The sequence below is a fragment of the Kitasatospora sp. NBC_00240 genome, from assembly GCF_026342405.1.
Classification (GTDB): Bacteria; Actinomycetota; Actinomycetes; order Streptomycetales; family Streptomycetaceae; genus Kitasatospora.
This window is the reverse complement of sequence record NZ_JAPEMU010000001.1, coordinates 1,277,488-1,302,433: the sequence shown is the minus strand read 5'-3', so window position 1 is coordinate 1,302,433 and position 24,946 is coordinate 1,277,488. Positions and strand designations below refer to the sequence as shown.

14 protein-coding genes are annotated in these 24,946 nt (G+C 74.9%); 10 read left to right on the top strand and 4 right to left on the bottom strand.

Translation table 11 applies throughout. The features are described 5' to 3' along the window. Positions 1 to 89 precede the first annotated feature (89 nt). Entirely contained in the window at positions 90 to 227 is a 138-nt protein-coding gene (locus OG689_RS05430; RefSeq protein WP_266318213.1) for a hypothetical protein, read from the top strand. Positions 228 to 342: 115 nt separating this feature from the next. Here the strand turns inward: OG689_RS05430 and OG689_RS05425 are convergent, their stop codons facing one another. Next, on the bottom strand, positions 343 to 2,853 hold the full coding sequence (locus OG689_RS05425; protein WP_266318212.1) for a DEAD/DEAH box helicase: 2,511 nt from the start codon (positions 2,851 to 2,853) through the stop codon (positions 343 to 345). 4 nt (positions 2,854 to 2,857) lie between these two features. Further along, entirely contained in the window at positions 2,858 to 3,787 is a 930-nt protein-coding gene (locus tag OG689_RS05420; protein ID WP_266318210.1) for a helix-turn-helix transcriptional regulator, read from the bottom strand. Between the two features lie 137 nt (positions 3,788 to 3,924). Here OG689_RS05420 and OG689_RS05415 point away from each other — a divergent pair, with 137 nt between their 5' ends. The 5 genes from OG689_RS05415 to OG689_RS05395 all read left to right on the top strand — a co-directional run bounded on the left by OG689_RS05415 (position 3,925) and on the right by OG689_RS05395 (position 9,409). After that, a complete protein-coding gene (locus tag OG689_RS05415) occupies positions 3,925 to 4,971 on the top strand; it encodes an aldo/keto reductase (protein ID WP_266318209.1) in 1,047 nt (348 codons plus the stop codon). 150 nt (positions 4,972 to 5,121) lie between these two features. After that, a complete protein-coding gene (locus OG689_RS05410) occupies positions 5,122 to 5,409 on the top strand; it encodes a putative quinol monooxygenase (protein ID WP_266318208.1) in 288 nt (95 codons plus the stop codon). Positions 5,410 to 5,654: 245 nt separating this feature from the next. Beyond that, the gene (locus OG689_RS05405; RefSeq protein ID WP_266318207.1) at positions 5,655 to 7,430 is read left to right on the top strand and encodes an alpha/beta hydrolase; all 1,776 of its coding nucleotides are present in this window, start codon (positions 5,655 to 5,657) and stop codon (positions 7,428 to 7,430) included. After that, positions 7,427 to 8,110: a hypothetical protein gene (locus tag OG689_RS05400; protein WP_266318205.1), complete on the top strand. Its 684-nt coding sequence runs from the start codon at positions 7,427 to 7,429 to the stop codon at positions 8,108 to 8,110. The genes OG689_RS05405 and OG689_RS05400 overlap by 4 nt, the downstream gene beginning before the upstream one ends. Before the next feature lie 108 nt (positions 8,111 to 8,218). After that, positions 8,219 to 9,409 (top strand): 8-amino-7-oxononanoate synthase, encoded by a 1,191-nt coding sequence (locus OG689_RS05395; protein WP_266318204.1) that lies wholly within the window; start codon positions 8,219 to 8,221, stop codon positions 9,407 to 9,409. A gap of 186 nt (positions 9,410 to 9,595) precedes the next feature. On the opposite strand, the gene OG689_RS05390 is transcribed toward OG689_RS05395, so the two are convergent. Next, positions 9,596 to 9,847, bottom strand: a complete 252-nt coding sequence (locus OG689_RS05390; protein ID WP_266318202.1) for a hypothetical protein — start codon at positions 9,845 to 9,847, stop codon at positions 9,596 to 9,598. A 69-nt stretch (positions 9,848 to 9,916) separates the two neighbouring features. Continuing rightward, positions 9,917 to 10,924: a non-homologous end-joining DNA ligase gene (ligD, locus tag OG689_RS05385; protein WP_266318200.1), complete on the bottom strand. Its 1,008-nt coding sequence runs from the start codon at positions 10,922 to 10,924 to the stop codon at positions 9,917 to 9,919. A 91-nt stretch (positions 10,925 to 11,015) separates the two neighbouring features. On the opposite strand from ligD, the gene OG689_RS05380 reads away from it, so the two are divergent. From OG689_RS05380 to OG689_RS05365, 4 genes are all read left to right on the top strand, one after another. After that, positions 11,016 to 12,077 (top strand): ATP-dependent DNA ligase, encoded by a 1,062-nt coding sequence (locus OG689_RS05380; protein WP_266318198.1) that lies wholly within the window; start codon positions 11,016 to 11,018, stop codon positions 12,075 to 12,077. A 532-nt stretch (positions 12,078 to 12,609) separates the two neighbouring features. After that, entirely contained in the window at positions 12,610 to 15,723 is a 3,114-nt protein-coding gene (locus OG689_RS05375) for an amino acid adenylation domain-containing protein (RefSeq protein WP_266318197.1), read from the top strand. Positions 15,724 to 15,952: 229 nt separating this feature from the next. Next, entirely contained in the window at positions 15,953 to 21,571 is a 5,619-nt protein-coding gene (locus tag OG689_RS05370; RefSeq protein WP_266318196.1) for a non-ribosomal peptide synthetase/MFS transporter, read from the top strand. After that, a complete protein-coding gene (locus OG689_RS05365) occupies positions 21,558 to 24,770 on the top strand; it encodes an amino acid adenylation domain-containing protein (RefSeq protein ID WP_266318194.1) in 3,213 nt (1,070 codons plus the stop codon). The genes OG689_RS05370 and OG689_RS05365 overlap by 14 nt, the downstream gene beginning before the upstream one ends. The last annotated feature ends 176 nt before the right edge of the window (positions 24,771 to 24,946 follow it).

The following is a 24,946-nucleotide window of genomic DNA, read 5'->3' as shown; positions in this document are numbered from 1 at the left end:
ACGTCCAGCTCGGCGGGGGCGGCGGTTCGTTCGGGGCGCGCGAGCGAGCGGCGCGGTGGCGGCCGGTCCGGGGCCACCCCTGCGCAGTCGTGAGCGCCTCGCTGCGGGCGGCCGCACCGCCGGTCCCGGCGATCCCGGGCCCCGGTTCGCCCGACCACCGGGCGGAGAACCTCGCGGTGGACGAACTCGTGCTCGGCGAAAAGGATTTGTCCTACCTGCGGGGCTGACGGGCCGGCCCCGCAGGCCGGGTCGGCCGGGCCCGGCAGTGAGCGCGCCGAGCCGTCCGGCGGCCCGCCGTCGCGCCGGCAGCCCCGTAGGGCTCCCGGCGCGGCCCGCTCGGGGTCAGCCGCCCATCCGGTCGACGGCGGTGACGCGCAGCACCGCGCGGCCCTCCTCGTTCGAGCCGTGCAGGTCGACCTCGGCGCTGATGCCCCAGTCGTGGTGGCCCGCCGGGTCGTCGAAGATCTGCCGGACCTGCCAGGCGTCCTCCTCCTGCTCGATCAGCAGCATCTTCGGGCCGCGCGCGTCCGGGCCGGTGGAGAGGTCGTCGTGCTCCTCCCAGTACAGGTCCATCGCGTCCGCCCAGCGGTCGGCGTCCCAGCCGTACTCGCCGTCCAGCTCGCCGAGCGCGTGGTAGTTCTCCAGCGCGGCCAGCTCCACCCGGCGGAACATCTCGTTGCGGACCAGCACCCGGAACGCCCGCTCGTTCGCGGTGACCGGCGCGGGCCGGTCGTCCAGCGTCACCTCGGGGGCCAACGGGTCAGTGGGGTTGGCCAGTTGCTCCCACTCATCGAGCAGGCTGGAGTCGACCTGGCGGACCAGCTCGCCCAGCCAGGCGATCACGTCCTTGAGGTCGTCGGTCTTGATGTCCTCCGGGACGGTCTGCTCCAGCGCCTTGAACGCGCCCGCCAGGTAGCGCAGCACGATGCCCTCGGTACGGGCCAGGTCGTAGTGGCCGACGTAGTCGCTGAAGGTCATCGCCCGCTCGTACAGGTCACGGACGACCGACTTGGGCTGCAGCGGGTGGTCGCCGATCCACGGGTGCGCGCGCCGGTAGACGTCGTAGGCGTGGCTGAGCAGTTCCTCCAGCGGCTTCGGGTACGTGATGTCCTGGAGCCGCTCCATCCGCTCCTCGTACTCGACGCCGTCGCGCTTCATCTCGCCGATGGCCTCGCCGCGCGCCTTGTTCTGCTGCGAGGCGAGGATCTGGCGCGGGTCGTCGAGGGTCGCCTCGACCACCGAGACCACGTCCATCGCGTACGAGGGCGAGGCCGGGTCGAGCAGCTCGAAGGCGGCCAGCGCGAAGGTGGAGAGCGGCTGGTTGAGCGCGAAGTTCTCCTGGAGGTCGACGGTCAGGCGCACGATCCGGCCCTCGGCGTCCGGCTCCGGCAGCCGCTCGACCACGCCGCCGTCCAGCAGCGAGCGGTAGATGGCGATGGCGTTGCGGATGTGCCGGCGCTGGGCGGAGCGCTCCTCGTGGTTGTCGGTGAGCAGGTGCCGCATCGCCTCGAAGGCGTTGCCGGGCCGGCCGATCACCGAGAGCAGCATCGCGTGGGTGACCTTGAAGCGGGAGACCAGCGGCTCCGGGTCGGCGGCGATGAGCTTCTCGAAGCCCTCCTCCGTCCAGCCGACGAAGCCCTCGGGGGCCTTCTTGCGGACCACCTTGCGGCGCTTCTTCGGGTCGTCACCGGCCTTGGAGAGCGCCTTGTCGTTCTCCACCACGTGCTCCGGCGCCTGCGCCGCCACCTGCCCGACGGTGTCGAAGCCGGCCCGCCCGGCCCGGCCCGCGATCTGGTGGAACTCCCGGGCCCGCAGGGTGCGCACCCGGATGCCGTCGTACTTGGAGAGCGCGGTGAACAGCACCGTACGGATCGGCACGTTGACGCCGACGCCCAGCGTGTCCGTGCCGCAGATGACCTTCAACAGGCCCGCCTGGGCGAGGCGTTCGACCAGTCGGCGGTACTTGGGCAGCATGCCGGCGTGGTGCACGCCGATGCCGTGCCGGACGAACCGGGAGAGGTTGCGGCCGAACTTGGTGGTGAAGCGGAAGTTGCCGATCAGGTCGGCGATCGCGTCCTTCTCCGCCTTCGAGCACATGTTGATGCTCATCAGCGACTGCGCCCGCTCCACCGCCTCCTTCTGGGTGAAGTGCACGACGTACACCGGTGCCTGACCGGTCGTCAGCAGCTCCTCCAGGGTGTCGTGCATGGTGGTGCGGCGGTACTCGTAGAACAGCGGGACGGGCCGGGTCGCCGACCGGACCACGGTGGTCGGGCGGCCGGTGCGGCGGGCCAGGTCCTCCTCGAAGCGGCGGACGTCGCCGAGGGTGGCCGACATCAGCAGGAACTGCGCGTGCGGCAGCTCCAGGATCGGGATCTGCCAGGCCCAGCCGCGGTCCGGCTCGGCGTAGAAGTGGAACTCGTCCATCACGACCTGGCCGACGTCGGCCTGGGCCCCGTCCCGCAGTGCGATGTTCGCCAGCACCTCGGCCGTGCAGCAGATGATCGGCGCGGTCGGGTTCACGCTCGCGTCGCCGGTCATCATGCCGACCTGCTCGGTGCCGAACATCTTGCACAGGTCGAAGAACTTCTCCGACACCAGCGCCTTGATCGGCGCGGTGTAGAAGGTCCGCTTGCCCTCGGCCAGCGCCGCGAAGTGCGCACCCGCCGCGACCAGGCTCTTTCCCGAGCCGGTCGGGGTCGCCAGGATCACGTTGTTCCCGGAGACCAGCTCGATCAGCGCCTCCTCCTGGGCGGGGTACAGCGTGATGCCGCGCTCCTCCGCCCAGGCGGCGAAGGTCTCGTACAGCGCGTCGGGGGTGGCGGGGCTCGGCATCAGGTCAAGGAGGGTCACCCGGCTATCTTGCCTGCTCGCGGCGCCCGCGGGCAAAGGCCGGGACACCGGGGCCGTCCGGGGCGGCGTCCGGCTCCGCGGCGGTCGCCCCGCCGGGCCGGTCGGACGCCTCCAGGGAGAGCAGCAGCCGCAGCGCCTCCTCGCTCGGGCTGCCCGGCTCCACGGTGTACGCGACCAGCGCCTGGTCCGGGTCGTCGGGCAGCCGCAGCGTCTCGAAGGCCAGCTCCAGCGGGCCGACCACCGGGTGCCGGAACCGGTACGAGCCCCGGGTCTTGTCGCGGACCTCCTGGTCGGCCCAGAGCCGGGCGAAGTCGCGGCTGCCCATGCAGAGTTCACCGATCAGGGCGGACAGTCCCGGGTCGTGCGGGTGGCGGCCCGCACCGAGGCGCAGGTACGCGACCACGTCGGCGGCCTTCTGCTCCCAGTCGGCGTACAGCTCGCGGGAGGTATCGTCCAGGAAGATCATCCGGGCCTTCTGCCGCCGCCCGGGCTCCTGCGTCCCGAAGTCGGTGATCAGCGCCGCCGCCGGGCGGTTCCAGGCCAGCACCTCGGTGTCCGGCCCCAGCACGTACGCGGGGACGTCGGTCATCGCGTCCAGCAGCCGCCGCAGGCCCGGCAGCACCCGCTGCGCCGGCCGGGGCTCCCGGGCCTGTGGCCGGGGGCGGGCCAGATTGCCCAGGTGTCGGCGCTCGTCCGGGCCGAGTCGCAGCGCCCGCGCCACCGCGTCCAGCACCGCCTGCGAGACGTGGTCGCTCCGGCCCTGCTCCAGCCGTACGTAGTAGTCGACGCTCACCCCGGCCAGCTGGGCCAGCTCCTCGCGCCGCAACCCCGGCACCCGCCGCCGCCCGCCGTACACGGGCAGCCCGGTCTCCTCGGGCTTAAGGCGCGCACGGCGCGACCGGAGGAACTGCCCCAGCTCGCTTCGTCTGTCCATACCGCAGATCATCGCGCACCGGCCGCCGCCGAACCTGGTCCTGCCGGACCCAGGGTAGGACGGAGCCCTGCCGGGGGCAGCGCGGCCGGCGAATGATCGTGTCCGGCAGCAACCGCACCCCTTCGGAAGGCACCGACATGACCGACGTACCCACCGTGCCGCTCGGCGGCACCGACCTGATGATCAGCCGGATCGGCTTCGGCGCCTGGGCGATCGGCGGCGCCGGCTGGCGCTACAGCTGGGGCGCCCAGGACGACCGCGACTCGATCGCCGCCGTCCACCGCGCCGTCGAGCTGGGCGTCAACTGGATCGACACCGCCGCCGTCTACGGCCTCGGCCACTCCGAGGAGGTCGTCGGGCAGGCCCTGGCCCGGCTGCCGGCCTCCCGGCGCCCGTACGTCTTCACCAAGTGCGGCCTGGTCTGGGACGACCGCGACCCGCTCGGCGCACCGCGCAAGGTGATGGAGCCCGCCAGTGTCCGCCGCGAGCTGGAGGCCTCGCTGCGCCGGCTCGGGGTCGACCGGATCGACCTCTACCAGGTGCACTGGCCCGGCGACGGCCGGCCGCTGGAGTGGGGCACCGAAGAGCCGGCCGAGGCGGCCCAGGGCACCCCGCTGGAGGAGTACTGGCAGGTGATGGCCGACCTGCGGACCGAGGGCAAGGTCAGGGCGATCGGCCTCTCCAACCACGGCCCCGAGCAGCTGGCGACGGCCGCGAAGGTCGCCCGGGTGGACGCGATCCAGCCGCAGTTCTCGCTGCTCAGCAGGTCCGCCGCGGGGGAGCTGGCCTGGGCCGCGGCCAACGACGCGGCCGCCGTGGTCTACCAGCCGCTCGCCTCCGGCCTGCTCACCGGCGCCTTCACGGCCGAACGGGTGGCCGCACTGGACCCGGAGGACTGGCGGCGCGGATTCCCGGACTTCACCACCGAACTCCCGCGCAACCTCGCCCTGGTGCACGCCCTGCGCCCGGTGGCCGAACGCCACGGCAGCACCGTCGCGGCGGTGGCCGTCGCCTGGACCCTCGCCTGGCCGGGAGTGAGCGGCGCCATCGTGGGCGCCCGCCGGCCCGAACAGATCGAGGACTGGGCCGGCGCCGTCCGGCTGGAGCTCGGCGCCGCCGATCTCGGCGAGATCGCCGAGGCACTGGCCCGCACCGGGGCGGGCTCGGGACCGCTGCGCCCGTGAGCGGTCGCCGGCGCCCTCCTGACCGGGGACCCGCCACAGGGCCCCGGCCCGCCCGCCCGCCGGTCCCGCGGAGGATCCCGTCCGTCGCAATTCCCCACCGTCGACATTCCCAGCGTCGAAACATCCCACCGTCGAAGAAGGAGTGACCCCGTGATCGTGATCGCGACCTTGGTGGCCGCCGCCGGCCGGAGCGACCGGCTGCGCACCGCGCTGGAGGCGATGATCGAGCCCTCCCTGGAGGAGCCCGGCTGCCTCGCCTACCAGCTCTACGCCGACCCGAACCGGCCCGAGCAGATGGCCATCGTCGAGGAGTGGACGGACGAGGCGGCTCTCCAGTTCCACTTCGGCACCGACCACTTCAGGCAGGTGGCCGAAACCCTGGCCGAAGTGCTGGCCGAACCACTGCAGTTGCGCCGGCTGACCGACATCGCCTCCTGATCGACCGCGCTTCCTGACCGGCGTCGCTTCCTGACCGGCGTCGCTTCCTGACCGGCGTCGATGCCCGACCGACGTCGATGCCCGACCGACCGTGCCGCCTGAGTACCCGTACTCAGGCGGCATGATCGACAACGCGCTAGGGTGATCGCCGCCACGGGGCGGGAGCGCTCCGGGCACCGACTCGGGGGAGCTCATGAACCACACACCTGTGCACGTCACCGGCCCGCGGGGCGGGTGCTGAGCGGATGGACATCGCCGCCCTGCGCGACGCGAGGCCGGGCGACCTGTACGGCGCCGCCGACGCCTACGACCGGCTGCACACGGCTTTCCAGGAGCACACCTCCACCTGGAAGCGCGGCACCGCCGACCGGGTGCACCAGTCGCAGTGGACCGGGCAGGCCGCCACCGGCGCCATGGCCTCCATCGACGGCACCACCGGCAAACTGCAGGCCGCCGGCATCGAACTCGCCCTGATCGGCGCCGTGCTGCGCGACGGCGCCGAGGCCTTCGAGCTCGCCCGGGCCAAACTGCTGCAGGCCCTCGCCGACGCGCACGCCAAGGATCTCGGCGTCAGCGAGCGCGGCGACGTCAGCTGGGAGCCGCTGGACCCGCGCAGCAGGCACGACCCCGACGCCGCCGACTACGAGCGCACGCAGCAGGCGGCCGCCCGGGACATCGGCGACCGCATCGGCCTCGCCCTGCGGGAGGCCGCCGAGGCCGACCGGACGACCGCCGAGCGGCTGCGGCGCTACACCGCCAACGCGACCTCGCAGGCCGGGCTCGACCTCGCCACGGCGAGCGGCGACAGCGCGGCGGCCGCCCTCGCCGGCCCGGGCCGGCTCTACGCCAAGGGCCTGCCGCCCGAGGGCGCCACCCCGACCCAGGTGAACTCCTGGTGGCGGGGCCTGACCCCCGACGAGCAGCAGCGTCTGATCGCCGCGCACCCGGAGCAGCTCGGCAACCGCGACGGCATCCCGGCGGCCGTCCGCGACCGGGTGAACCAGCAGGCCCTGGGGAAGCTGATCGAGCAGCTGCAGGCCCAGCCGCACCCCAGTGACGAGGAGCGGGCCCGGCTGCGCCGCTACGAGTCCGTCAGGGACCGGCTGGCAGCCGACGACAAGCTGGCGGCCGACCCCGCGGCCGACCATCCCCGGGACTACCTGCTGGGGATCGGTACCGAGGGGCAGGGCCGTGCCATCATCTCCTTCGGCAATCCCGACACGGCGACGGACGTCTCGGCCTACGTACCCGGGATGACCACGACGCTGGGCTCCCTGGGCACCTTCGGCCGCAACGACGTCGGCGCCAACGAGGGCGACAACGCGCTGAACGTCTGGCGCGCCACCCGCGCCCAGCAGGGCCCCGGCGGCTCGGCCGCCTCGATCGTCTGGCTGGGCTACGACGCCCCGCCGGGCATGTCGGACGCGGCCTCCGGGGACCGCGGCAAGGCCGGCGCACCCGCGTACGCGAACTTCCTGACCGGAATCCGGGCCAGCCACGAGGGCGGCCGGCCGCCGCACATCACCTCGATCGGCCACAGCTACGGCTCCTACCTGGTGGGCCAGGCCACCATGCTCGCCACCCGGCACCGCGACACCTACCTCCCGCCGGACGACGTGATCATCGTCGGCAGTCCCGGCACCGGCGCCGCCAAGGCCGCCGACCTCGGGCTGCCCGGCCGGGTCTGGGTGGGCGCCGCGGCCTACGACGGCGTCACCAACCTGCCGTCCAAGAACGAGGTTGCGGGCGGCCTCGTCGGCAGCATCTTCGGCCCGGTCGGCACCGTGGTCGGCGCCGGCATCGGCCACGCCACCGACTCGGACGAGCTCTGGCTGGGCAGCGACCCCGCCGACGCGGACTTCGGCGGCAAGCGCTTCTCGGTCGCCGACGGCAGCGTCGCCCACCCGCAGGACACCCACCTGGAGTACCTGACGCCGCAGAACGGCGGGCCCTCCCTCGACAACATCGGTGCCGTCGTGGCCGGCCACGGCGACCGCGCCCAGCTGGTGGCGGGCCGGTGAACCGGCGTGCGCTGCGGTCCTGCGCGGCGGTGGCCGCTGGCGTCCTCGTGCTGCTCCTCGCCCTCGGCGGGTACATGTGGGCGACCGGCGGGTGGTTGCCCCGCTTCGACCGGCCGGTGATGACCGCGGAGCAGGCCCGCGACCGGATCGACCACACGCTGCACGGGAGCCTGGACGGCGTGGCCCCGGCCGTCCCGTACCTGGACGGCTGGTACGACGTCGGCCGGTACGAGGACCACTGGGACGGCGAGGCGAGCCGCTACTCGGTGGTGCGCCGCAGCTGGCGGGTGCGGGTGCGGCTGGCGCCCGGTCGGCGGGACGAGTTCCTGGCGGCGGTGACCGCCTCCTGGCGGCAGCGGGGCTACCAGGTCGGCCCGCCCTTCGGCCCGGCCGGGCAGCCCTACGACGGGAGCCAGGACTACGTCACCCGGTCGGCGACCACATCGGACGGCGTGTTCGTCACGGCCACGCTGGACGGCCGCCGCTCCGACCTCAAGGCGGGGCAGAGCGGCGCGGCCCCGTACGTCACGGTGGTCGTCGACGCGACGGTGTCCGACGTCGAGTACGGCGGGGCGTCGGTGTACGGGAAGCCCCCGGCGGCGCCCGCGGACGTACCGCGGCGGGCGGACGGCTCCCCGGACCGCACGCCGTCCGTCGACGATCCGTACTGGTCGCGCTGAGGGATCCGCTCGTGGCGAGGGAGCTGACGGGGCGACGGGCCGCCGGCCCGGGCCGTGTGCGCAGGCGCACATTGCCCGGGCCGCGTCCCTCGTGCCAGAGTGCGGCCCATGGCCCACCCCACCGCGCCCGAGCAGCAGACCCTCACCCCGGCCGCAGTCTTCGACTGGCTCGACGAGGCCGCCGAGCTGCGGGCCAGGGCCGGCCTCACCCGGACCCTGCGCAGCCGCCCCGCCGACGACCCGGTGCTGGACCTGGCGAGCAACGACTACCTCGGGCTGGTCCACCACCCCGCCGTGACCGGCGCCGCAGCCGAGGCCGCCCTGCGCTGGGGCGGCGGCTCCACCGGCTCCCGGCTGGTCACCGGCACCACCGCGCTGCACACCGAGCTGGAGGAGGAGCTGGCCGCGTTCTGCGGGGTCGAGGCGGCGCTGGTGTTCTCCTCCGGCTACACCGCCAACCTGGCCGCGCTCACCGCGCTCACCGACCCGGACACCCTGATCGTCTCGGACGCCAACAACCACGCCTCGCTGATCGACGGGTGCCGGCTGTCGCGCAGCGACGTCCACCGGGCGCCGCACAGCGATCCCGCGGCCGTCGCCGCCGCCCTGGCGGCGCGCACGCACCGGCGCGCCCTGGTGGTCACCGACTCGGTCTTCTCGGTGGACGGCAACGCCGCCCGCCTCCCGGAGCTGTCCGCCGCCGCCCGCGCCCACGGCGCCGCCCTGCTGGTGGACGACGCGCACGGGCTCGGCGTGCTGGGCCCCGGCGGCGCGGGCGCGCTGGCCGCGGCCGGCCTGGCCGGGCAGCCGGACACCGTCGCCACCGTGACGCTCTCCAAGTCGCTCGGCTCGCAGGGCGGCGCCGTCCTCGGCCCGCGCCGGGTGGTCTGGCACCTCACCGAGACCGCCCGCACCTTCATCTTCGACACCGGCCTGGCCCCGGCCGCGGCGGGCGCCGCCCTGGGCGCGCTGCGCCTGCTGCGGGCCGAGCCGCACCGCGCCGAGCGCGCCCGCGAGGTGGCCCGGACGCTGGCCGCGCAGCTCACCGCCGCGGGCCTGTCGGCGAGTGCGCCGGACGCCGCCGTGGTCTCGGTCCGCGCGCCCGGCCCCGAGGCCGCGGTGGCCTGGGCGGCGGACTGCCGGACGGCCGGCCTCGCGGTGGGCTGCTTCCGCCCGCCGTCCGTGCCGGACGGCGTCTCCCGGCTCCGGCTGACCGCCCGCGGGGACCTGACCGACCGGCAGATCGCCGACGCCGTCCGCATCATCGGCCGGACCGCGCCGGCGGGCGCCAGGGTCTGACGGCCTGAGACCTGAGGCCTGCCTGCCTGGTCCGGCCGGGCCCTGGGACGGACAGCGGGACCGACAGCGGGACGGACCGCAGGGCGGGCGTCCGGCGAGGTGCTGCCGGCCGGGCTCAGGGCCGCCCGAGCACCAGCTGCGTCTCCGCCCCCACCGGCCTACGGGCACCCCGCCGGTCCGGTCGGGTCACTCGTACGCGGTGGCGGCGTCCAGGGCCCGGGCGAAGAACGTCCAGTCGCCGTCGGCCGGGAGCGTTTCGCCGAAGCGCCGGTACCGGCCGCCGGAGTCCTCGATCCAGGAGGCCAGGGCGGTCAGGAAGTCCTCCAGGGTTGCGTTCTCCCAGGGCTGCTCCGGCCGGCCGAGGTCCTGACGAAGGGCCCGGACGAACGTGGCAAGTTCGGCGCGGGAGCGGACGTCGTCGGGGGAGCCTGGAGTCATGGGAGCAAGGTAGCGCGGGTCGCCCGGGGCCGGCGGTGCTTTTCCGGGCGCGGCCGGGACCGGGGCCCGTCAGTGCTTGCGGGCCCGGCTGGGCTGGACCCGGGTCGGCTCGCCGGCCACCTTGGGGTGGTCCGGCGGGTACGGCAGCTCGCCGAGCCCCTCGTCCTTCGCCTGCCGCTCGTACAGCTCCAGCAGCGGCTCCAGCCCGAAGGCCTGGCCGTCCATCCCGGCCTGCAGGTCGCCGACCTCGGCGAACCGGGCCGGCACCGTCCGCAGGTCGAAGTCCTCGGGCGAGGCGTCGTCCAGCTCCTCCCAGTGCAGCGGTATGGAGGCGGTGGCGCCCGGGCGGGCGCGCAGCGAGTACGCCGAGGCGATGGTGCGGTCGCGCGCCATCTGGTTGTAGTCGACGAAGATCTTCTCGCCGCGTTCCTCCTTCCACCAGGCGGTGGTGACCTGCCCGGGCATCCGCTGCTCCAGCGCCCGGCCGAGCGCGATCACGGCGTGCCGGCAGTCGGTGAAGGTCCAACGCGGCTCCACCGGGACGTAGACGTGCAGGCCGCGCCCGCCGGAGGTCTTCGGCCAGCCCTGGAGCCCGTGCTCGGCCAGCAGTCCGCGCAGCTCGTGGGCGGCCCGAACGGCGTCGTGGAAGTCGGTGCCGGGCTGCGGGTCGAGGTCGATCCGCAGCTCGTCGGGGTGCTCGGTGTCGGCCCGCCGCACCGGCCAGGGGTGGAAGGTCAGGCAGCCCAGGTTGGCGGCCCAGAGCACGGCGGCCGGCTCGGTGGGGCAGATCTCGTCCGCCGAACGGCCGCTGGGGAAGTTGATCGTCGCGGTCGGCAGCCACTCGGGCAGGCCCTTGGGCGCGCGCTTCTGGTAGAAGAACTCGCCGTCCACCCCGTCCGGGAACCGCTGCAGCGTGGTCGGCCGCTCCCGCAGGCCCCGCAGCACCCCTTCGGCGACCGCGACGTAGTACTGCGCCACGTCCAGCTTGGTGTACCCGCGCTCGGGGAAGTACACCTTGTCCGGGTTCGACAGCCGTACGGTGCGCCCGGCGACGTCCAGCTCCACAGCTCCAGCCATACCGTCCACGCTAGGCGGAGGGGCCGGGGCGCGCGCCCGGAGCGCGGCCGTCCCCGTGCGGGCCGGGCCGGGCGGCGGCACCATCGAAGACATGGACCTGCCTGTGATGCCGCCGGTCGCGCCGATGCTCGCCAAGGCGGTGCCCGAGATCCCGCCGGGGATGAGTTACGAGGCCAAGTGGGACGGCTTCCGCGCGATCGTCTTCCGGGACGGCGACGAGGTGGAGATCGGCAGCCGCACCGGCAAGCCGCTGACCCGGTACTTCCCCGAGCTGGTGGCCGCCTTCCGGGAGGCGCTGCCGCCGCGCTGCGTGGTGGACGGCGAGATCGTGATCGCGCGCGAGGGGCGGCTGCGGTTCGAGGAACTGCTGGAGCGGATCCACCCGGCGGCCTCCCGGGTACGCACCCTCGCGGAGCGCACCCCGGCCTCCTTCGTCGGCTTCGACCTGCTGGCGCTGGGGGACCGCTCGTTGCTGGACGAGCCGCTGTCGTCGCGCCGTCCGGCCCTGGAGGAGGCGCTGCGGCCGGCCGCCGACCCGGTCTTCACCGCCCCGGCCACCACCGATCGCGAGCTGGCCGGCATCTGGTTCGCGCAGTTCGAGGGCGCGGGGCTGGACGGCGTGGTGGCCAAGCCGCTGGACCAGCCCTACCGGCCCGGTGACCGGACGATGTTCAAGGTCAAGCACGGGCGGACCGCCGACTGCGTGGTGGCGGGCTACCGCGAGCACAAGAGCGGTCCGGTGGTCGGCTCGCTGCTGCTCGGCCTGCACGACGCCGACGGGCGGCTGCAGCACGTGGGTGTCTGCGCCGCCTTCACCGCGGCCCGCCGCCGCGAGCTGGTGGAGGAGCTGGCCCCGCTGCGGATGGACGCCTCGGCCGGCCACCCCTGGGGCGCCTGGGCCGACGAGGAGGCCCAGGCGAGCGGGCGGCTGCCCGGCGCGCAGAGCCGCTGGACGGGCGGCAAGGACCTCTCCTGGGTGGCGCTGCGCCCCGAGCGGGTCTGCGAGGTGGCGTACGACCACATGGAGGGCACCCGGTTCCGGCACACCGCGCAGTTCCGCCGCTGGCGCCCGGACCGGACCCCGGAGAGCTGTACGTACGAGCAGCTGGAGGAGCCGGTCTCGTACGACCTGGCGCGGGTGCTGGGGGCGTAGCCGGGATCGTCGCGGGTGGACGGGCAGTGGGCGGTCGGTGGACGCCTCGTGTGCGGTCCGTGGGTACGCCGTGGCGGGGCCGGAGCCGACCGGGGCCGGGCCCGCGCGGGGCGGTTTCCGCAACCGCGCTGCCGGCCGGTCCGACGCCGCGTCACGGTGCTTTCCGGCCAAGGGTGTTCGGGGGCGATCCATCGGTGGGTCCGGCGGCGCGGTGGCCTGGAGTCATTGTTGCTGTACAGCAAAGTGAATGACGTGTCGTCAAGAGATGGCGGACGGTCCTTGACGAGCCATTTGGTCTATGCCAATCTCTCGGAAGGTCTGGACCAGAGGTCTTCCGCAGAAGGTGCCCGGGTCCGTCGGGGGCTCAGCAGGGGGGTGCGCCGCCACGGCGCTGCCCCGGGCCGCCGGGCCAACGGCCACCCCTGTGGGCCGGGCGGACTTCGTCCGATCGCCCCCTTCAACGCCCAGGACCCCGGCCCGAACCGTCATCGGGCACGCGCTCCCGCAGCCCGACCGTCAAAGTGAGTCGCTCATGCCCGAACAGCTCCCTGACCGCAGCGCGATCCCGGCCGGCCCGGCCCAGCAGGGCGTCTGGTTGACCGAGCGGCTGCTCGTCACCCACGAGGCCTACCACCTGCCGGTGCGGATCGCCTTCGCCGCGGTCGACCCGGACGCCCTGGAGCACGCCGTCGACGCACTGGTCGCCCGGCATCCGCTGCTCGCCACGGCCCTGGTGGAGCGGGAGGGCGACGTACTGCTGGTGCCCGCCGGGCAGCGGCCGGCGCTGCAGCGGGTCGACGCCGAGCAGGACTCCGCGGCCGACTTCGAGAAGCGGGTGGGACAGGACGCCGCGCGTCCGTTCACCCTCGGCACCGGCCCGGCGGCCCGGTTCACGCTCTACCGGCGGCCCGACGGGCAGGCCGAACTCCTCGCCGTGGCCCACCACGCGGTGTTCGACGGTGCCTCGAAGGAGGTCCTGGTCAACGACCTGGCCGCCGGCTACGCCGCCGCACTGCCGGGCGCGGCCCGCGCCCAGGCCCAGGCCGAGGCCCCGGCCGTCCGGCCGGCCGCCCCGGGCCCCGACCCCGAGACGGTCCGCCGGGCGGCGCAGTGGTTCGGGCCGCGCTGGGCGGCCGCCACCGAGCCGGTGCTGCCCGGCGGCGCCCGCGCCACCACCGGTGCCGGACCGGGCGAGAGTGTCGGCTGGACGCTGGACGCGCCCGCCCGCGAGGCCCTGGCCGGCGCGGCCGCGCAGAGCGGTGTGACGGTCTTCGAGTTCCTGCTCGCCGCCCTGCACGGGCTGCTGCACCGCTACGGCGGCGAGGCCGTCCCCGTCTCCGTCCCGCTGTCGACCCGGACGGCCGGGCAGGCCGGCGAGATCGGCCTGTTCGTCAACGAGCTGCCCGTCCACGCCCCCACCATCGCCGATGTCGACGGCGTCGCCGACCCCGTCGGCAGTACCGGGTTCGACCGCTGGGCCCAGGCCGTCCGGGCCGAGCTGCGCGGCGGATACCCCTTCCGTACCGTGCCGTTCGGTGCGGCGGTGGCCGCGCTCGGCCCGCGGGTCGGGCTGGCCCCGGTCTCCTTCGGCTACCGCCTGCGCGGCCCGCAGCCCGAGTTCGCGGGGACCTCGGCCCGGGTGGACTGGGCGGTGTTCAACGGCACCGCCCGCAACACCCTGAACCTCCAGGTCGTCGACGCGCCCGACGGCACCGGCTTCGCCCTCCAGCACGACCCGGCGGTGCTCGCCCCGGACGCCGCCCGCCGGATCGCCCGCCACTACGCCACCCTGCTGGCCGGCGCCGTCGCCGCCCCGCGCACCCCGCTCGGCGACCTGCCCCTGCTGGACGCCGAGGAACACCGCCTGGTCACCGAGGCCTTCAACGCCACCGAGCGGGCCTACCCCGCCGATCGCACCGTGCTGGACCTGGTCCGCGAACAGGCCGCCGCCACCCCCGACGCCGTCGCCGTCAGCGCCGGCCCCGACCGGGTCGGCTACCGCGAACTCATCCGCCGCGCCGATCAGCTGGCCGCGGGCCTGCGCGCCGCCGGGGCCGGCCCCGGCACTCTGGTCGCGCTGCACCTGCACCGCACCGCCGACCTGCCCGCCGCTCTGCTCGCCGTGCTCGCCACCGGCGCCGCCTACCTGCCGCTCGACCCGGGCTACCCGCAGCCGCGGCTGGCCGCGATCCTGGCGGACTCCGGCGCCGCACTGCTGCTCGCCGACCGCGACCCGGCGCCCGCCCTGGTGGCCGTCGCCCCCGCCGTGCTCCGCCTGGACGCCTGCCCGGCCGCCGGCGCCGGCACGGCGACCGCCGACCCGGCCGCCCCGGCGGCGACGGACACCGCGTACGTGCTGTACACCTCCGGCTCCACCGGCCGGCCCAAGGGCGTCGCGGTCGGGCACCGGGCGCTGGCCAACCTGCTCCACTCCTTCGCGGGCCGGCTGGAATCCGGCCCGCAGGACGTCTGGCTCGGCCTGACCTCGCTCTCCTTCGACATCTCCGCGCTGGAGATCTACCTCCCGCTGATCACCGGCGGCCGGCTCGTGCTGGCCCCCGACGGCCTGGCGGTGGACGGCGCCGGGCTGCTCGACCTGATCCGGCGCGAGGGGGTCACCCACGTGCAGGCCACCCCGTCCGGCTGGCGGGTCCTGCTGTCGGCCGGCCCGGGGCGCACCCGACTGGTCGCCCTGGCGGGCGGCGAGGCGCTGCCGCTGCCGCTGGCCAGGGAGCTGCGGTCGGCGGTCGGCCGGCTGTTCAACGTCTACGGCCCGACCGAGACCACCATCTGGTCCACCTGCGCGGAGATCCCGGCCGGCCCGACCGCCGTCACCATCGGTCGTCCGATCGCCAACACCCGCGCCCAGGTGGTGGATTCCGCCCTGCGGCCGGTACCCATCGGGGTGCCCGGCGAGCTGCTGCTCGGCGGGGACGGCGTCGCCGAGGGCTACCTGGGCCGCCCGGAGCTGACCGCCGAGCGTTTCGTCGAGGACCCGTACGGCCCGCCCGGCGCCCGCCGCTACCGCACCGGCGACCTCGCGGCCTGGACGGTCGACGGCGAGCTGGACTTCCTCGGCCGCGCCGACAACCAGGTCAAGATCCGCGGTCACCGGATCGAACTCGGCGAGATCGAAGCCCGGTTGCTGGAGCACCCGGCCGTCGCCGAGGCAGCCGTCGCCGTCCACCAGGACGCGGTGGGCGAACCCCGGCTGGCCGGCTACCTGGTGACCACCGCCACCCCCGGCCCGAGCGCCGCCGAACTGCGCGAGCACCTGCTGGGCACCCTGCCGGCCGCCATGGTGCCGCAGGTGTACGTGCCGCTGCCCGCCATGCCGCTCACCCCGAACGGCAAGCTCGACCGCCGGGCGCTGCCCGAACCACCCGCCGAGGTGGCCGCCCCGCAGGGCCGGCCGGCCCCGGCGGACGAGCTCCAGGAGCAGCTGTGCGGGATCTGGGCCGAGGTCCTGGGCCTGCCCGAAGTCGGCCTGGAGGACGACCTGTTCGACCTCGGCGGGCACTCGCTGACGATCATTCAGATCAGCGCCCGGATCCGGCAGGCCCTCGGGGTCGAGGTCGACTTCGACGTCTTCTTCGACAGCCCGACGGTGGCCGGGATCGCCGACGCCGTCCGCGAGCGGCGCTGACCCACCCGCCGGCCGCAGCCGGGCCCGGCCCCTCGGCGGCCGGCCCCGGCGGCCCCGGCTCCACGTGGCCCGGGCCGCCGCCCCCCGGCCCGCGAGCGCCCGGCGACCGTCCCGCCGCCCGCACCCCGGCCTCCCCGCACCCCGGCCTCCCCGCACCCACCAGCCCCCGAGCGCCCTTCTCCGCGCACCCCGCCAGCTTCCCCCTCCGCGCGTCCCGAACAGGAAACCGATGAGTGATACGCAGGACCTTCCGGCAGACTGGTCCGCCACCAAGCGGGCCCTGCTCGCCCAGCGACTGAAGGGCGCGGCCGCCCCGGCGCGGACCGTCGGGCGCCGCCCGGTCGGCGCCACGCCGCCGCTCTCCAGCGGCCAGGAACGGCTCTGGTTCATGGAGCAGTTCGCGCCCGGCAGCACGGCGTACGCGCTGGCCCCGGCCCGCCGGCTGCGCGGTCCGCTGGACCGGGCCGCGCTGGACGCCGCGCTGGCCGACCTGGTGGCCCGGCACGAGGGTCTGCGGATGGCCTTCCCCACCGACGACGACGGCATCGCCCAGGTCACCGTCGCCGAGCCGGGGCCGTTCCCGGCCCGCTTCGTCGACGTCTCCCGGGCCGAGGCCGGCGAGCCGGAACCGGACCCGGAGCGCCGGGCCGCCGCCGCCGTCCAGCGCGCCGTCGCCGAGCCCTTCGACCTCGCCACCGGCCCGCTGCTGCGCGCCCTGCTGGTCCGGATCGCCGACGAGGACCACGTACTCGCCCTGGTGATGCACCACATCGCCTGCGACGGCTGGTCGGTGGACATCCTCAACCGCGAGCTGTCCGCGCTCTACGCCCGCCATGCGGACGGCACGGGCGAGGCCCTCGCCGAGCCCGAGGTCCAGTTCGGCGACTACGCCCGCTGGCAGCGGGCCCGGCTGGCGGACGGCTCGCTGACCGCCTCCCGCGAGTACTGGCGCGGCGAGCTGGATGCCGTCCCGGCGCTGGAGCTGCCCGCCGACCGGCCGCGCCCGCCGGTGCTGACCTTCGAGGGCGCCGTGCACCGCTTCCGCTGGAGCGCGGAACTCTCCGACCGAATAGGGGAGTTGTCGCGCGCCTATGGCGCCTCCCGGTACATGGTGGTGATGGCGGCCTTCCAGGCACTGCTGTCCCGGCACAGCGGGCAGTCGGACTTCGCGATCGGCTCGCCGGTGGCCGGCCGGCTGCACCGCGAACTCGAGGACGTGGTCGGCCCGTTCGTCAACATGCTGCCGATCCGCGCCAAGCTCGACCCGGACCTGACCTTCGGCCGGCTGGTCAGCCGGGTCCGCGAGACCACCCTGGACGCGTACTCCCACCAGGAAGTGCCGTTCGAGCAGATGGTCACCGACCTGGCCGTCGAGCGGGACGTCAGCCGCTCCGCCGTCTTCCAGACCACCTTCGCCTTCCAGAACTACGGCGACCGCGCCGCCCCCGGCAGCCCCGCCATGGCGCTCGGCAACGAGGGCTTCGGCTACGAGAGCACCACCACCCACTTCGACCTCGCGCTCTACATGAACGAGCTGGAGGACGGCCTGCTCGGCGTCCTCACCTACCGCACGGACCTCTTCGACGCGGACACCGTCGCGCGGCTCGCCGACCGCTTCGAGGTACTGCTCACGGCGGCGCTGGCCGATCCCGACCGGCCGGTCTCCCGCCTGCCGCTGCTCACCGAGGAGGAGTCGGCCGCCGTCCTGGGCACCTGGGCCACCGGCCCGGAGCTGCCCGCCGACGGCCCCGCCACCCTCACCGAACTGATCGCCCGCAGCGTGGCGGCCACCCCGGACGCCCCCGCGCTGGACTTCGACGGCCGCACCCTCTCCTACGGCGAACTCGACCTGCGCGCCAACCGGCTGGCCCGCCGGCTGCGCCGGCTCGGCGTCGGGCCGGACACCCGGGTGGCGGTCTGCCTGGAGCAGTCGCCGGAGCTGGCGGTCGCCCTGGTGGCGGCGCTCAAGGCCGGCGGGTGCTACCTGCCGCTGGACCCGGAGGCCCCGTCCGCCCGGTTGGACGCCCTGGTGGCCGACGCGGGCGCGCCGGTACTCATCACCGACAGCGGCCTGCGCGGCAGGCTGCCGCGCTTCGCGGGCGCCGCGGTGCTGGTGGACGTCGAACCCGAGGAGAGCGACGGCTCACCGCTGCCGGAGCTCTCCGGACCGGACGACCTCGCGTACGTGATCTACACCTCCGGCTCGACCGGCACCCCGAAGGGTGTCGCCGTCCAGCACCGCGAGATCCTCAACTACCTCGCGGGCGCCGGCGAGCGGCTCGGCATCGTGCCCGGCGCGAGCTACGGGCTGCTGCAGTCGCTCTCCTTCGACTTCAGCATCACCATGCTCTACCTGGCGCTGGCCTCCGGCGGACGGGTACACCTGCTGCCGCGCCGGATCGCCGGGGTCGAACTCGCCGAGCGGATCGAGACGCTCGGCATCGACTACCTCAAGATGACCCCCTCGCACCTGGCCGCGCTGACGGCCGACGTCGAGCCGAGGCAGCTGCTGCCGCGCCGCGCCCTGGTGCTGGGCGGCGAGGCCAGCGCGTACGCCTGGGCCCGCGAACTGGCCGCGCTGGGCCGCTGCGCCGTGTTCAACCACTACGGGCCCACCGAGGCCACCGTCGGGGTGACCGTGCACGAGGTGCCGCCCGCCGACGGCACCGAGGTCACCGGCAGCACCCCGATCGGGCGCCCGCTGGCCGGCGCGCGCTGCTACGTGCTGGACGACCACCGCAGACCCGTCCCGCCCGGCGTGACGGGTGAGCTGTACCTCGGCGGCGAGCGGCTGGCCCGGGGCTACCTCGGCCGGGCCGACCTCACCGCCGAGCGCTTCCTGGAGGACCCGTTCGCCGCCCCCGGCGCCCGGATGTACCGCACCGGCGACCTGGCCCGCTGGCGCGCCGACGGAACGCTGGACTTCCTCGGCCGCAGCGACCACCAGATCAAGGTCCGCGGGTACCGGGTCGAACCCGGCGAGATCGAGGCGGCGCTGACCGCGCTGCCCGGCGTCACCCAGGCCGTGGTGGTCGCCCGGGGCGAGGGCGTCAAGCAGACCCTCGTCGCCTACCTGGAGCACCCGGGGCCGAGCGGCGCGCCCAGCACCGGCGAACTGCGCTCCGGACTGCTGGACGTCCTGCCGGACTACATGATCCCGGCCCGGTTCGTCGTCCTGGAGCGCCTGCCCCTGCAGGCCCACGGCAAGGTCGACCGCAAGGCGCTGCCCGCGCCCGAGGAGGGGGCCGGCGCCTCCTCCGCCGCGTGGCAGGAGCCCGCCGGGGAGGTCGAGGAGTTCGTCGCCGCGATGTGGGCGGAGCTGCTCGAAGCCCCCCGGGTCGGCGCCCTGGACGACTTCTTCGAACTCGGCGGCCACTCGCTGCTGGCCACCCAGGTGGTCGCCCGGATGCGCCGCGCCTACCCCGAACTCCCCACCCCGATCGGGGTGATGGACCTCTTCCAGCACTCCACCGTACGGGCCCTGGCCGCCCTGGTCTCCTCCCCGCAGACCGACCGCGGCCCGCGCAGGATGCTGCACCGCCTCACCCCGCAGCGCCGCACCACCGCCAGCATCGTCTGCGCCCCCTACGGCGGCGGCAGCGCGCTGATCTACAAGCCGCTCGCCGACGCGCTGCCCGAGGACTGGGCGCTGCACTCCATCGCGGTACCCGGCCACGAACTGGGCGAGGAGGCGATGCCGATCGAGGAGGTCGCCGAGCACACCGCCCAGGAGATCCTGGACGGCGTCGAGGGCCGGATCGTGCTCTACGGGCACTGCGGCCTCGGAGTGATGCTCACCGTCGAGATCGCCCGCCGGCTGGAGGCGGCCGGCCGCGAGGTGGAGGCCGTGCACCTGGGCGGCATCTACCCGTTCGCCCGCCCCAAGGGCCGCGGCTCCGCGCTCGCCGAGCGCTTCGCCGAGGTGGCCGAGAAGCTGCGCAGCGACCAGGGCATGGTCAATGCGCTCGCCGCCGCCGGCCTCGACGTGGACGAGGTGGACCCCGAGCAGCTGCGGCTGATCGTCCGCAACCGCCGGGTCGGCACCAAGGAGGCCGAGCGGTACTTCACCCGGCTCTTCGCCGAGGAGGGCGGCGGCAGGCTGCGCGCCCCGGTGATCTCCGTGGTCGGTGAGCGGGACCCGGCCACCGAGTTCTACCAGGAGCGGTTCCGCGAGTGGCACCGGATCACCGGCACCACCGCCGTGGTGGTGCTGGACGAGGCCGGGCACTTCTACCTCAAGTACCGGGCCGAGGAGCTGGCCACCGTCCTGACCGCCGTGCACCGCTCGATCGCGGCCGGCACCGAGGACGAGCACCGCCGCGGCGAGGACGACACCTGGTGGCTGCAGGACGTCTCCCGCTCGCCGCACTCCGCCCCGCAGCAGAGCGCCGAGGTGATCCGCCCCAGCATGCGGCGCTTCCTCACGGTCGCCACCGGCCAGCAGATCTCGATGATCGGCTCGGCGCTCACCGAGTTCGCCCTGCCGGTCTGGATCTACCTGCAGACCGGCTCGCTGGTCCAGTTCGGACTCCTCGCCGCCTGCGGACTCGTCCCCGGCATCCTGGCCGCACCCGTGGCCGGCGCCGTGATCGACCGGGGCGACCGCCGCCGGATCATGATCGGCGGTGACATCGCGGCCGGCCTCACCCAGGCCCTGATGCTCGTCCTGTACCTGGCCGGGAGCCTGGAGGTCTGGCACGCCTACGTCCTGATCGGCGTACTCTCCACCGCCCTCACCTTCCAGCGCCTCGCCTGGGGCTCCGCTGTCCCGCAGCTGGTGCCCAAGCGCTTCCTCGGGCGGGCCAACGGCGTGGTCCAGATGGCCTTCGGCTTCGCGCAGTTCCTGGTACCCCTGTTCGCCGTCGGCCTGCTCGCCGGCATCGGCCTCGGCGGCATCCTCAGCATCGACGTGCTCAGCTACACCGCCGCCACCGCCGTCACCCTCGCCGTCCGCTTCCCCAAGGCGATGGCCTGGACCCGCCGCGAGTCGGTGACGGCCGAGATCCGGGCCGGCTTCCGACGCTCCCTCGGCAGCCGCCACTTCCGTTCGATGCTGCTCTACTTCGCCGTCCTCAACATCTTCCTCTCCCCGCTGTTCCTGCTCACCACTCCGCTGGTGCTCTCCTTCGGCGAACTGCACGACACCGGCTGGGTCGCCACCGGCGGCGGCCTCGGCGCCGTGCTCGGCGGCCTCACCCTGCTCGTCTGGGGCGGCCCCCGGCACCACCGGCTGCGCGGCGTGCTGCTCGCCACCCTCGGCCTGGCGGCGGCTTGCTTCGTCACCGGCCTCGGCCCGAGCCTGCCGGTGGTCGCGATCGGCGCCTTCGGCATGGCCTTCGGACTGGCCCTGGTGAACGGCGTCTACGCCACCATCATCCAGACCAAGGTGCCGCTGCGGTTCCACGGCCGGGTGATCGCCGTCAACACCATGGTCGCCTGGTCGACCCTGCCGATCGGCTTCGCCGTGGTCGCGCCCTTCGGCCCCCGGCTCGCCCAGCCGCTGATGGACGACGGCGGCGCCCTCGCCTCCACCGTCGGCCGGGTGATCGGCACCGGCGAGGGCCGTGGCATCGGCCTGATCTACCTGCTGTTCGGCCTCGCCATGGCCGTGCTCGTGCTGGTCTGCCTCTGCATCCCCGTCCTGGCGCGGTTCGACCGCGAGGTGCCCGACGCCCAGTCCGACGACCTGGTCGGCCTGGAGACCCTGCAAGCCCGCGCCAAGCGTGACGCCGCGACCGCCGCCGTGACCGCCGACACGGCCGCCACCGTGACCGCCGACGCGGTGGCCCGCGTGACCGCCGCCGTGACCGCCGACCCGAAGAACGAGGTGACCCGTGACCGGTCCTGACCCGGCCTCCGGCCCCGCCGCGATCCACCCGCTGACCGCCGAACAGCGCCGGCTCTGGTTCCTCCTGCAACTGGACCCGGACGACGCCGGCTTCAACATGTACCTGGCGCACCGCTGGAGCGGGCCGCTCGACCAGGACGCCCTGCGCGCCGCGCTGGCCCGGCTCACCGCCCGGCACGACATCCTGCGCACCCGGTTCGAACTGCGCGGTGAGGAGCCCGTCCAGGTGGTCGGCCCGCCCGCCACCGTGGACCTCGCCGTCCTCGAACTGCCCACCGTGCCGGGGGAGTCCGCCGAGGACCGCGAACGCCGCTTCACCGCGGCCGCCGCCCCGCACGTCAACACGCCCTTCGACCTGGCCGCCGCCCCGCCGCTGCGCGCCCTCCTGTTCACCGACCAGGACAGTCGCGAGCACGCCGTGGTCGTCGTCCTGCACCACATCGTCTCGGACGGCTGGTCGGCCGGCACGATGTGGCGCGAACTGCTCGCCCTCTACCGCGACCAGCTCGACGAGGCGCCGGCCGACCTGCCGGAACTCACCCTCCAGTACGGCGACTTCGCACGCGCCGAGCAGGCCAGGGCGGCCGCCGCCGACCCCGACGAGGCCTACCGCTACTGGTACGAGCGGCTGAACGGCATCTCCGCGCTCACCCTGCCCACCGACCGACCCCGGCCCGCCGACGGCACCCACGCCGCCGCCTTCCACGACGTCGACCTCGGGCCGGAACTCACCGCCGGCCTGGACCGGCTCGCCCGCGAACAGCGCTGCACCCCGTTCATGGTGCTGCTCGCCGTCCACCAGAGCGTGCTGGCCCGCTGGACCGGCCAGGAGGACTTCGCCGTCGGCACCCCGCTGGCCGGCCGCAACGAGGTCGCCCACGAGGCTTTGCTCGGCTACTTCAGCCGCACCGCCGTCGTCCGCGCCGACCTCACCGGCGAGCCCGACTTCCGGACGGTGCTGCGCCGGGTCCGCTCCGCCACCATGGCGGCCCTCAGCCACCAGGACATCCCCGAGGAGCGGCTCGCCACCGCGCTCGAACTGCCCGGTCTGCCCGGCCACTCGGCGCTCTACCAGACCATGTTCGTGCACCAGAGCCAGCACGACCTGGCCGCCGCCGGCGCCGGCCCCGAGCCCGACGGCGTCCGGCTGGCCCCGATGAACTCCGGCTTCGCCCGCGCCAAGACCGAACTCCTGCTGGACAGCTGGCGCACCGCGGGCGGCGGCCTGACCCTCTCCTTCTGCTACGACCTGGACGTCTTCGAGCACTCCACCGTCCAGGCCCTGGCCGACCGCTTCACCTCCCTGCTGGCCAAGGTCGTCGACGACCCCGAACTCCCCTTGCACAGCGACTGGTTCATCGGACCGGACGAGCGGGCGGCGCTGCTCGCCCAGGGCGCCGGCCCCGCCGCGGCCCCCGCCCGCCCGATCCTGGAACGCTTCGCCGCCCAGGTCGCCGCCCGGCCCGGCGCACCCGCCCTGGAGTACGACGGGGAGACCCTCGACTACGCCGAACTCGACCGCCGCTCCACCCTGCTGGCCCACCGGCTCGGCAATCAACAGGGGCGCGCGATCGCCGTCCGGATCGAGCCTTCCTTCGCCCTGGTGATCGCCCTGCTGGCGATCTGGAAGGCCGGCGCCGGCTACCTCCCGCTCGACCCGGCGCACCCCGAGGAGCGCCAGCGGCTGATGACCACGGAGGCCGACGCGAGCCTGCTGCTCACCGGCGGCGGTGCCCCCGACCTCGGCCTGCCCGTCCTCACCGTCCCCACCGAGTGGCCGGCGGACGGACCCACGCCCGCCGCCCACCCCGGCACCGGGCCGGACGGCGTCGCGTACATCCTCTACACCTCCGGCTCCACCGGCACCCCCAAGGGCGTCGTGGTCGAGCACGGCGCACTCGCCGAGCGGGTCGCGTGGATGGCCGGCGACGGCTACCACCTCCAACCCACCGACCGGGTCGTCCAGTTCGCCTCCATCGGCTTCGACACCCACGCCGAGGAGATCTGGCCCGCGCTGACCGCCGGCGCGTGCTGCGTCCTGCTGCCGGGCGGCGGCCGGATGCTCCCCGACCTGCTGCGCTCACCGCGCGGCAGCACCGTCACCGTGCTGGACCTGCCCACCGCCTACTGGCACGAACTGGTCTCCCTCGGTGAGCAGACGCCCTGGCCGGCCGCCCTGCGGCTGGTGATCCTCGGCGGCTCGGAGGCCTCCGCGCAGGCCGTCGCCCGCTGGCGCGAGCGGCACGGCGACCGGGTGCGTCTGGTCAACACCTACGGCCCCACCGAGGCCACCGTCATCGTCACCAGCGCCGACCTGGGCGCCGCCGACACCGTCGGCCGACCGCCGCTGGGCCGCCCGCTGCCCGGCGTCCGCTGCTACGTCCTGGACCGGCGCGGGAACCTGCTCGCCCCTGGCTCGGAGGGCGAACTCCATCTCGGCGGCAGCGGGTTGGCACGCGGCTACCTGGCCCGCCCGGAGCTGACCGCCGAGCACTTCCGGCCCGACCCGTTCGCCGGCCCCGGCGCCCGGATGTACCGCACCGGCGACCGGGCCCGCTGGCGCACCGACGGCCGCCTGGACTACCTCGGCCGCGCCGACGACCAGGTGAAGATCCGCGGCTACCGGATCGAGCCCGCCGAGATCGAGAACGCCCTGACCACCCACCCGGCGGTGGCCCGTGCGGTGGTCGTGGTCCGCGACGGGCGCCGGCTGATCGGCTACGCCGTGCCCCGGCAGGGCGCCGATCCCGCCCCGGCGGCGCTGCGCGAGCACCTGGCCGCCCGGCTGCCCGTCTTCATGGTCCCGGACTCGCTGGTCCTGGTCGACGCGCTGCCGCTGACCGCGAACGGCAAGCCCGACCTGGCCGCCCTGCCGGAGCCCGACCCGGCGGCCGGCTTCGGCGGCGAGTACCTGGCGCCGCGGACCGACGCCGAGGTCCTGGTCGCGGAGCTCTGGCAGGAGGTGCTGGGGGTCGCCAAGGTCGGCGCCCTCGACGACTTCTTCCAACTCGGCGGCGACTCCCTGCTGGTGACCAGGGTGGTGGCCCGGATCCGCGCCACCATCGGCCTGGACGTCCCGATCCGCGACGTCTTCGAGAGCGCCACCCCGGCCACCCTGGCCGCCCGGATCGAGGCGCTGCTGATCGCCGAGATCGACGCCCTGTCCGAGGACGAGGCCGCCGGTCGGCTCACCGACTGACCGGCCCTGCGCAGCCTCGACGCCGTCCGGGACCGTTCCCGGCCGGCGTCGACGCCGTCCGGCCGCCGGTCCGGGGTGCCGGACGGCGGCCCGCCGCCGAGGCGATGACGAATAAAATGAGTCGCCCCGGGCCGCGGGAGCCATGGCATCCTGTGGCCGTGCTGTTGAGTGATCAC

Excerpts from the sequence above, each read along its gene's own strand:
- OG689_RS05415 (WP_266318209.1), top strand. The coding sequence starts at position 3,925 with ATGACCGACGTACCCACCGTGCCGCTCGGCGGCACCGACCTGATGATC.
- OG689_RS05380 (WP_266318198.1), top strand. The coding sequence starts at position 11,016 with ATGGACCTGCCTGTGATGCCGCCGGTCGCGCCGATGCTCGCCAAGGCG.
- OG689_RS05375 (WP_266318197.1), top strand. The coding sequence starts at position 12,610 with ATGCCCGAACAGCTCCCTGACCGCAGCGCGATCCCGGCCGGCCCGGCC.
- OG689_RS05395 (WP_266318204.1), top strand. The coding sequence starts at position 8,219 with ATGGCCCACCCCACCGCGCCCGAGCAGCAGACCCTCACCCCGGCCGCA.
- OG689_RS05370 (WP_266318196.1), top strand. The coding sequence starts at position 15,953 with ATGAGTGATACGCAGGACCTTCCGGCAGACTGGTCCGCCACCAAGCGG.
- OG689_RS05405 (WP_266318207.1), top strand. The coding sequence starts at position 5,655 with ATGGACATCGCCGCCCTGCGCGACGCGAGGCCGGGCGACCTGTACGGC.
- ligD (WP_266318200.1), bottom strand. The coding sequence starts at position 10,924 with ATGGCTGGAGCTGTGGAGCTGGACGTCGCCGGGCGCACCGTACGGCTG.
- OG689_RS05390 (WP_266318202.1), bottom strand. The coding sequence starts at position 9,847 with ATGACTCCAGGCTCCCCCGACGACGTCCGCTCCCGCGCCGAACTTGCC.
- OG689_RS05420 (WP_266318210.1), bottom strand. The coding sequence starts at position 3,787 with ATGGACAGACGAAGCGAGCTGGGGCAGTTCCTCCGGTCGCGCCGTGCG.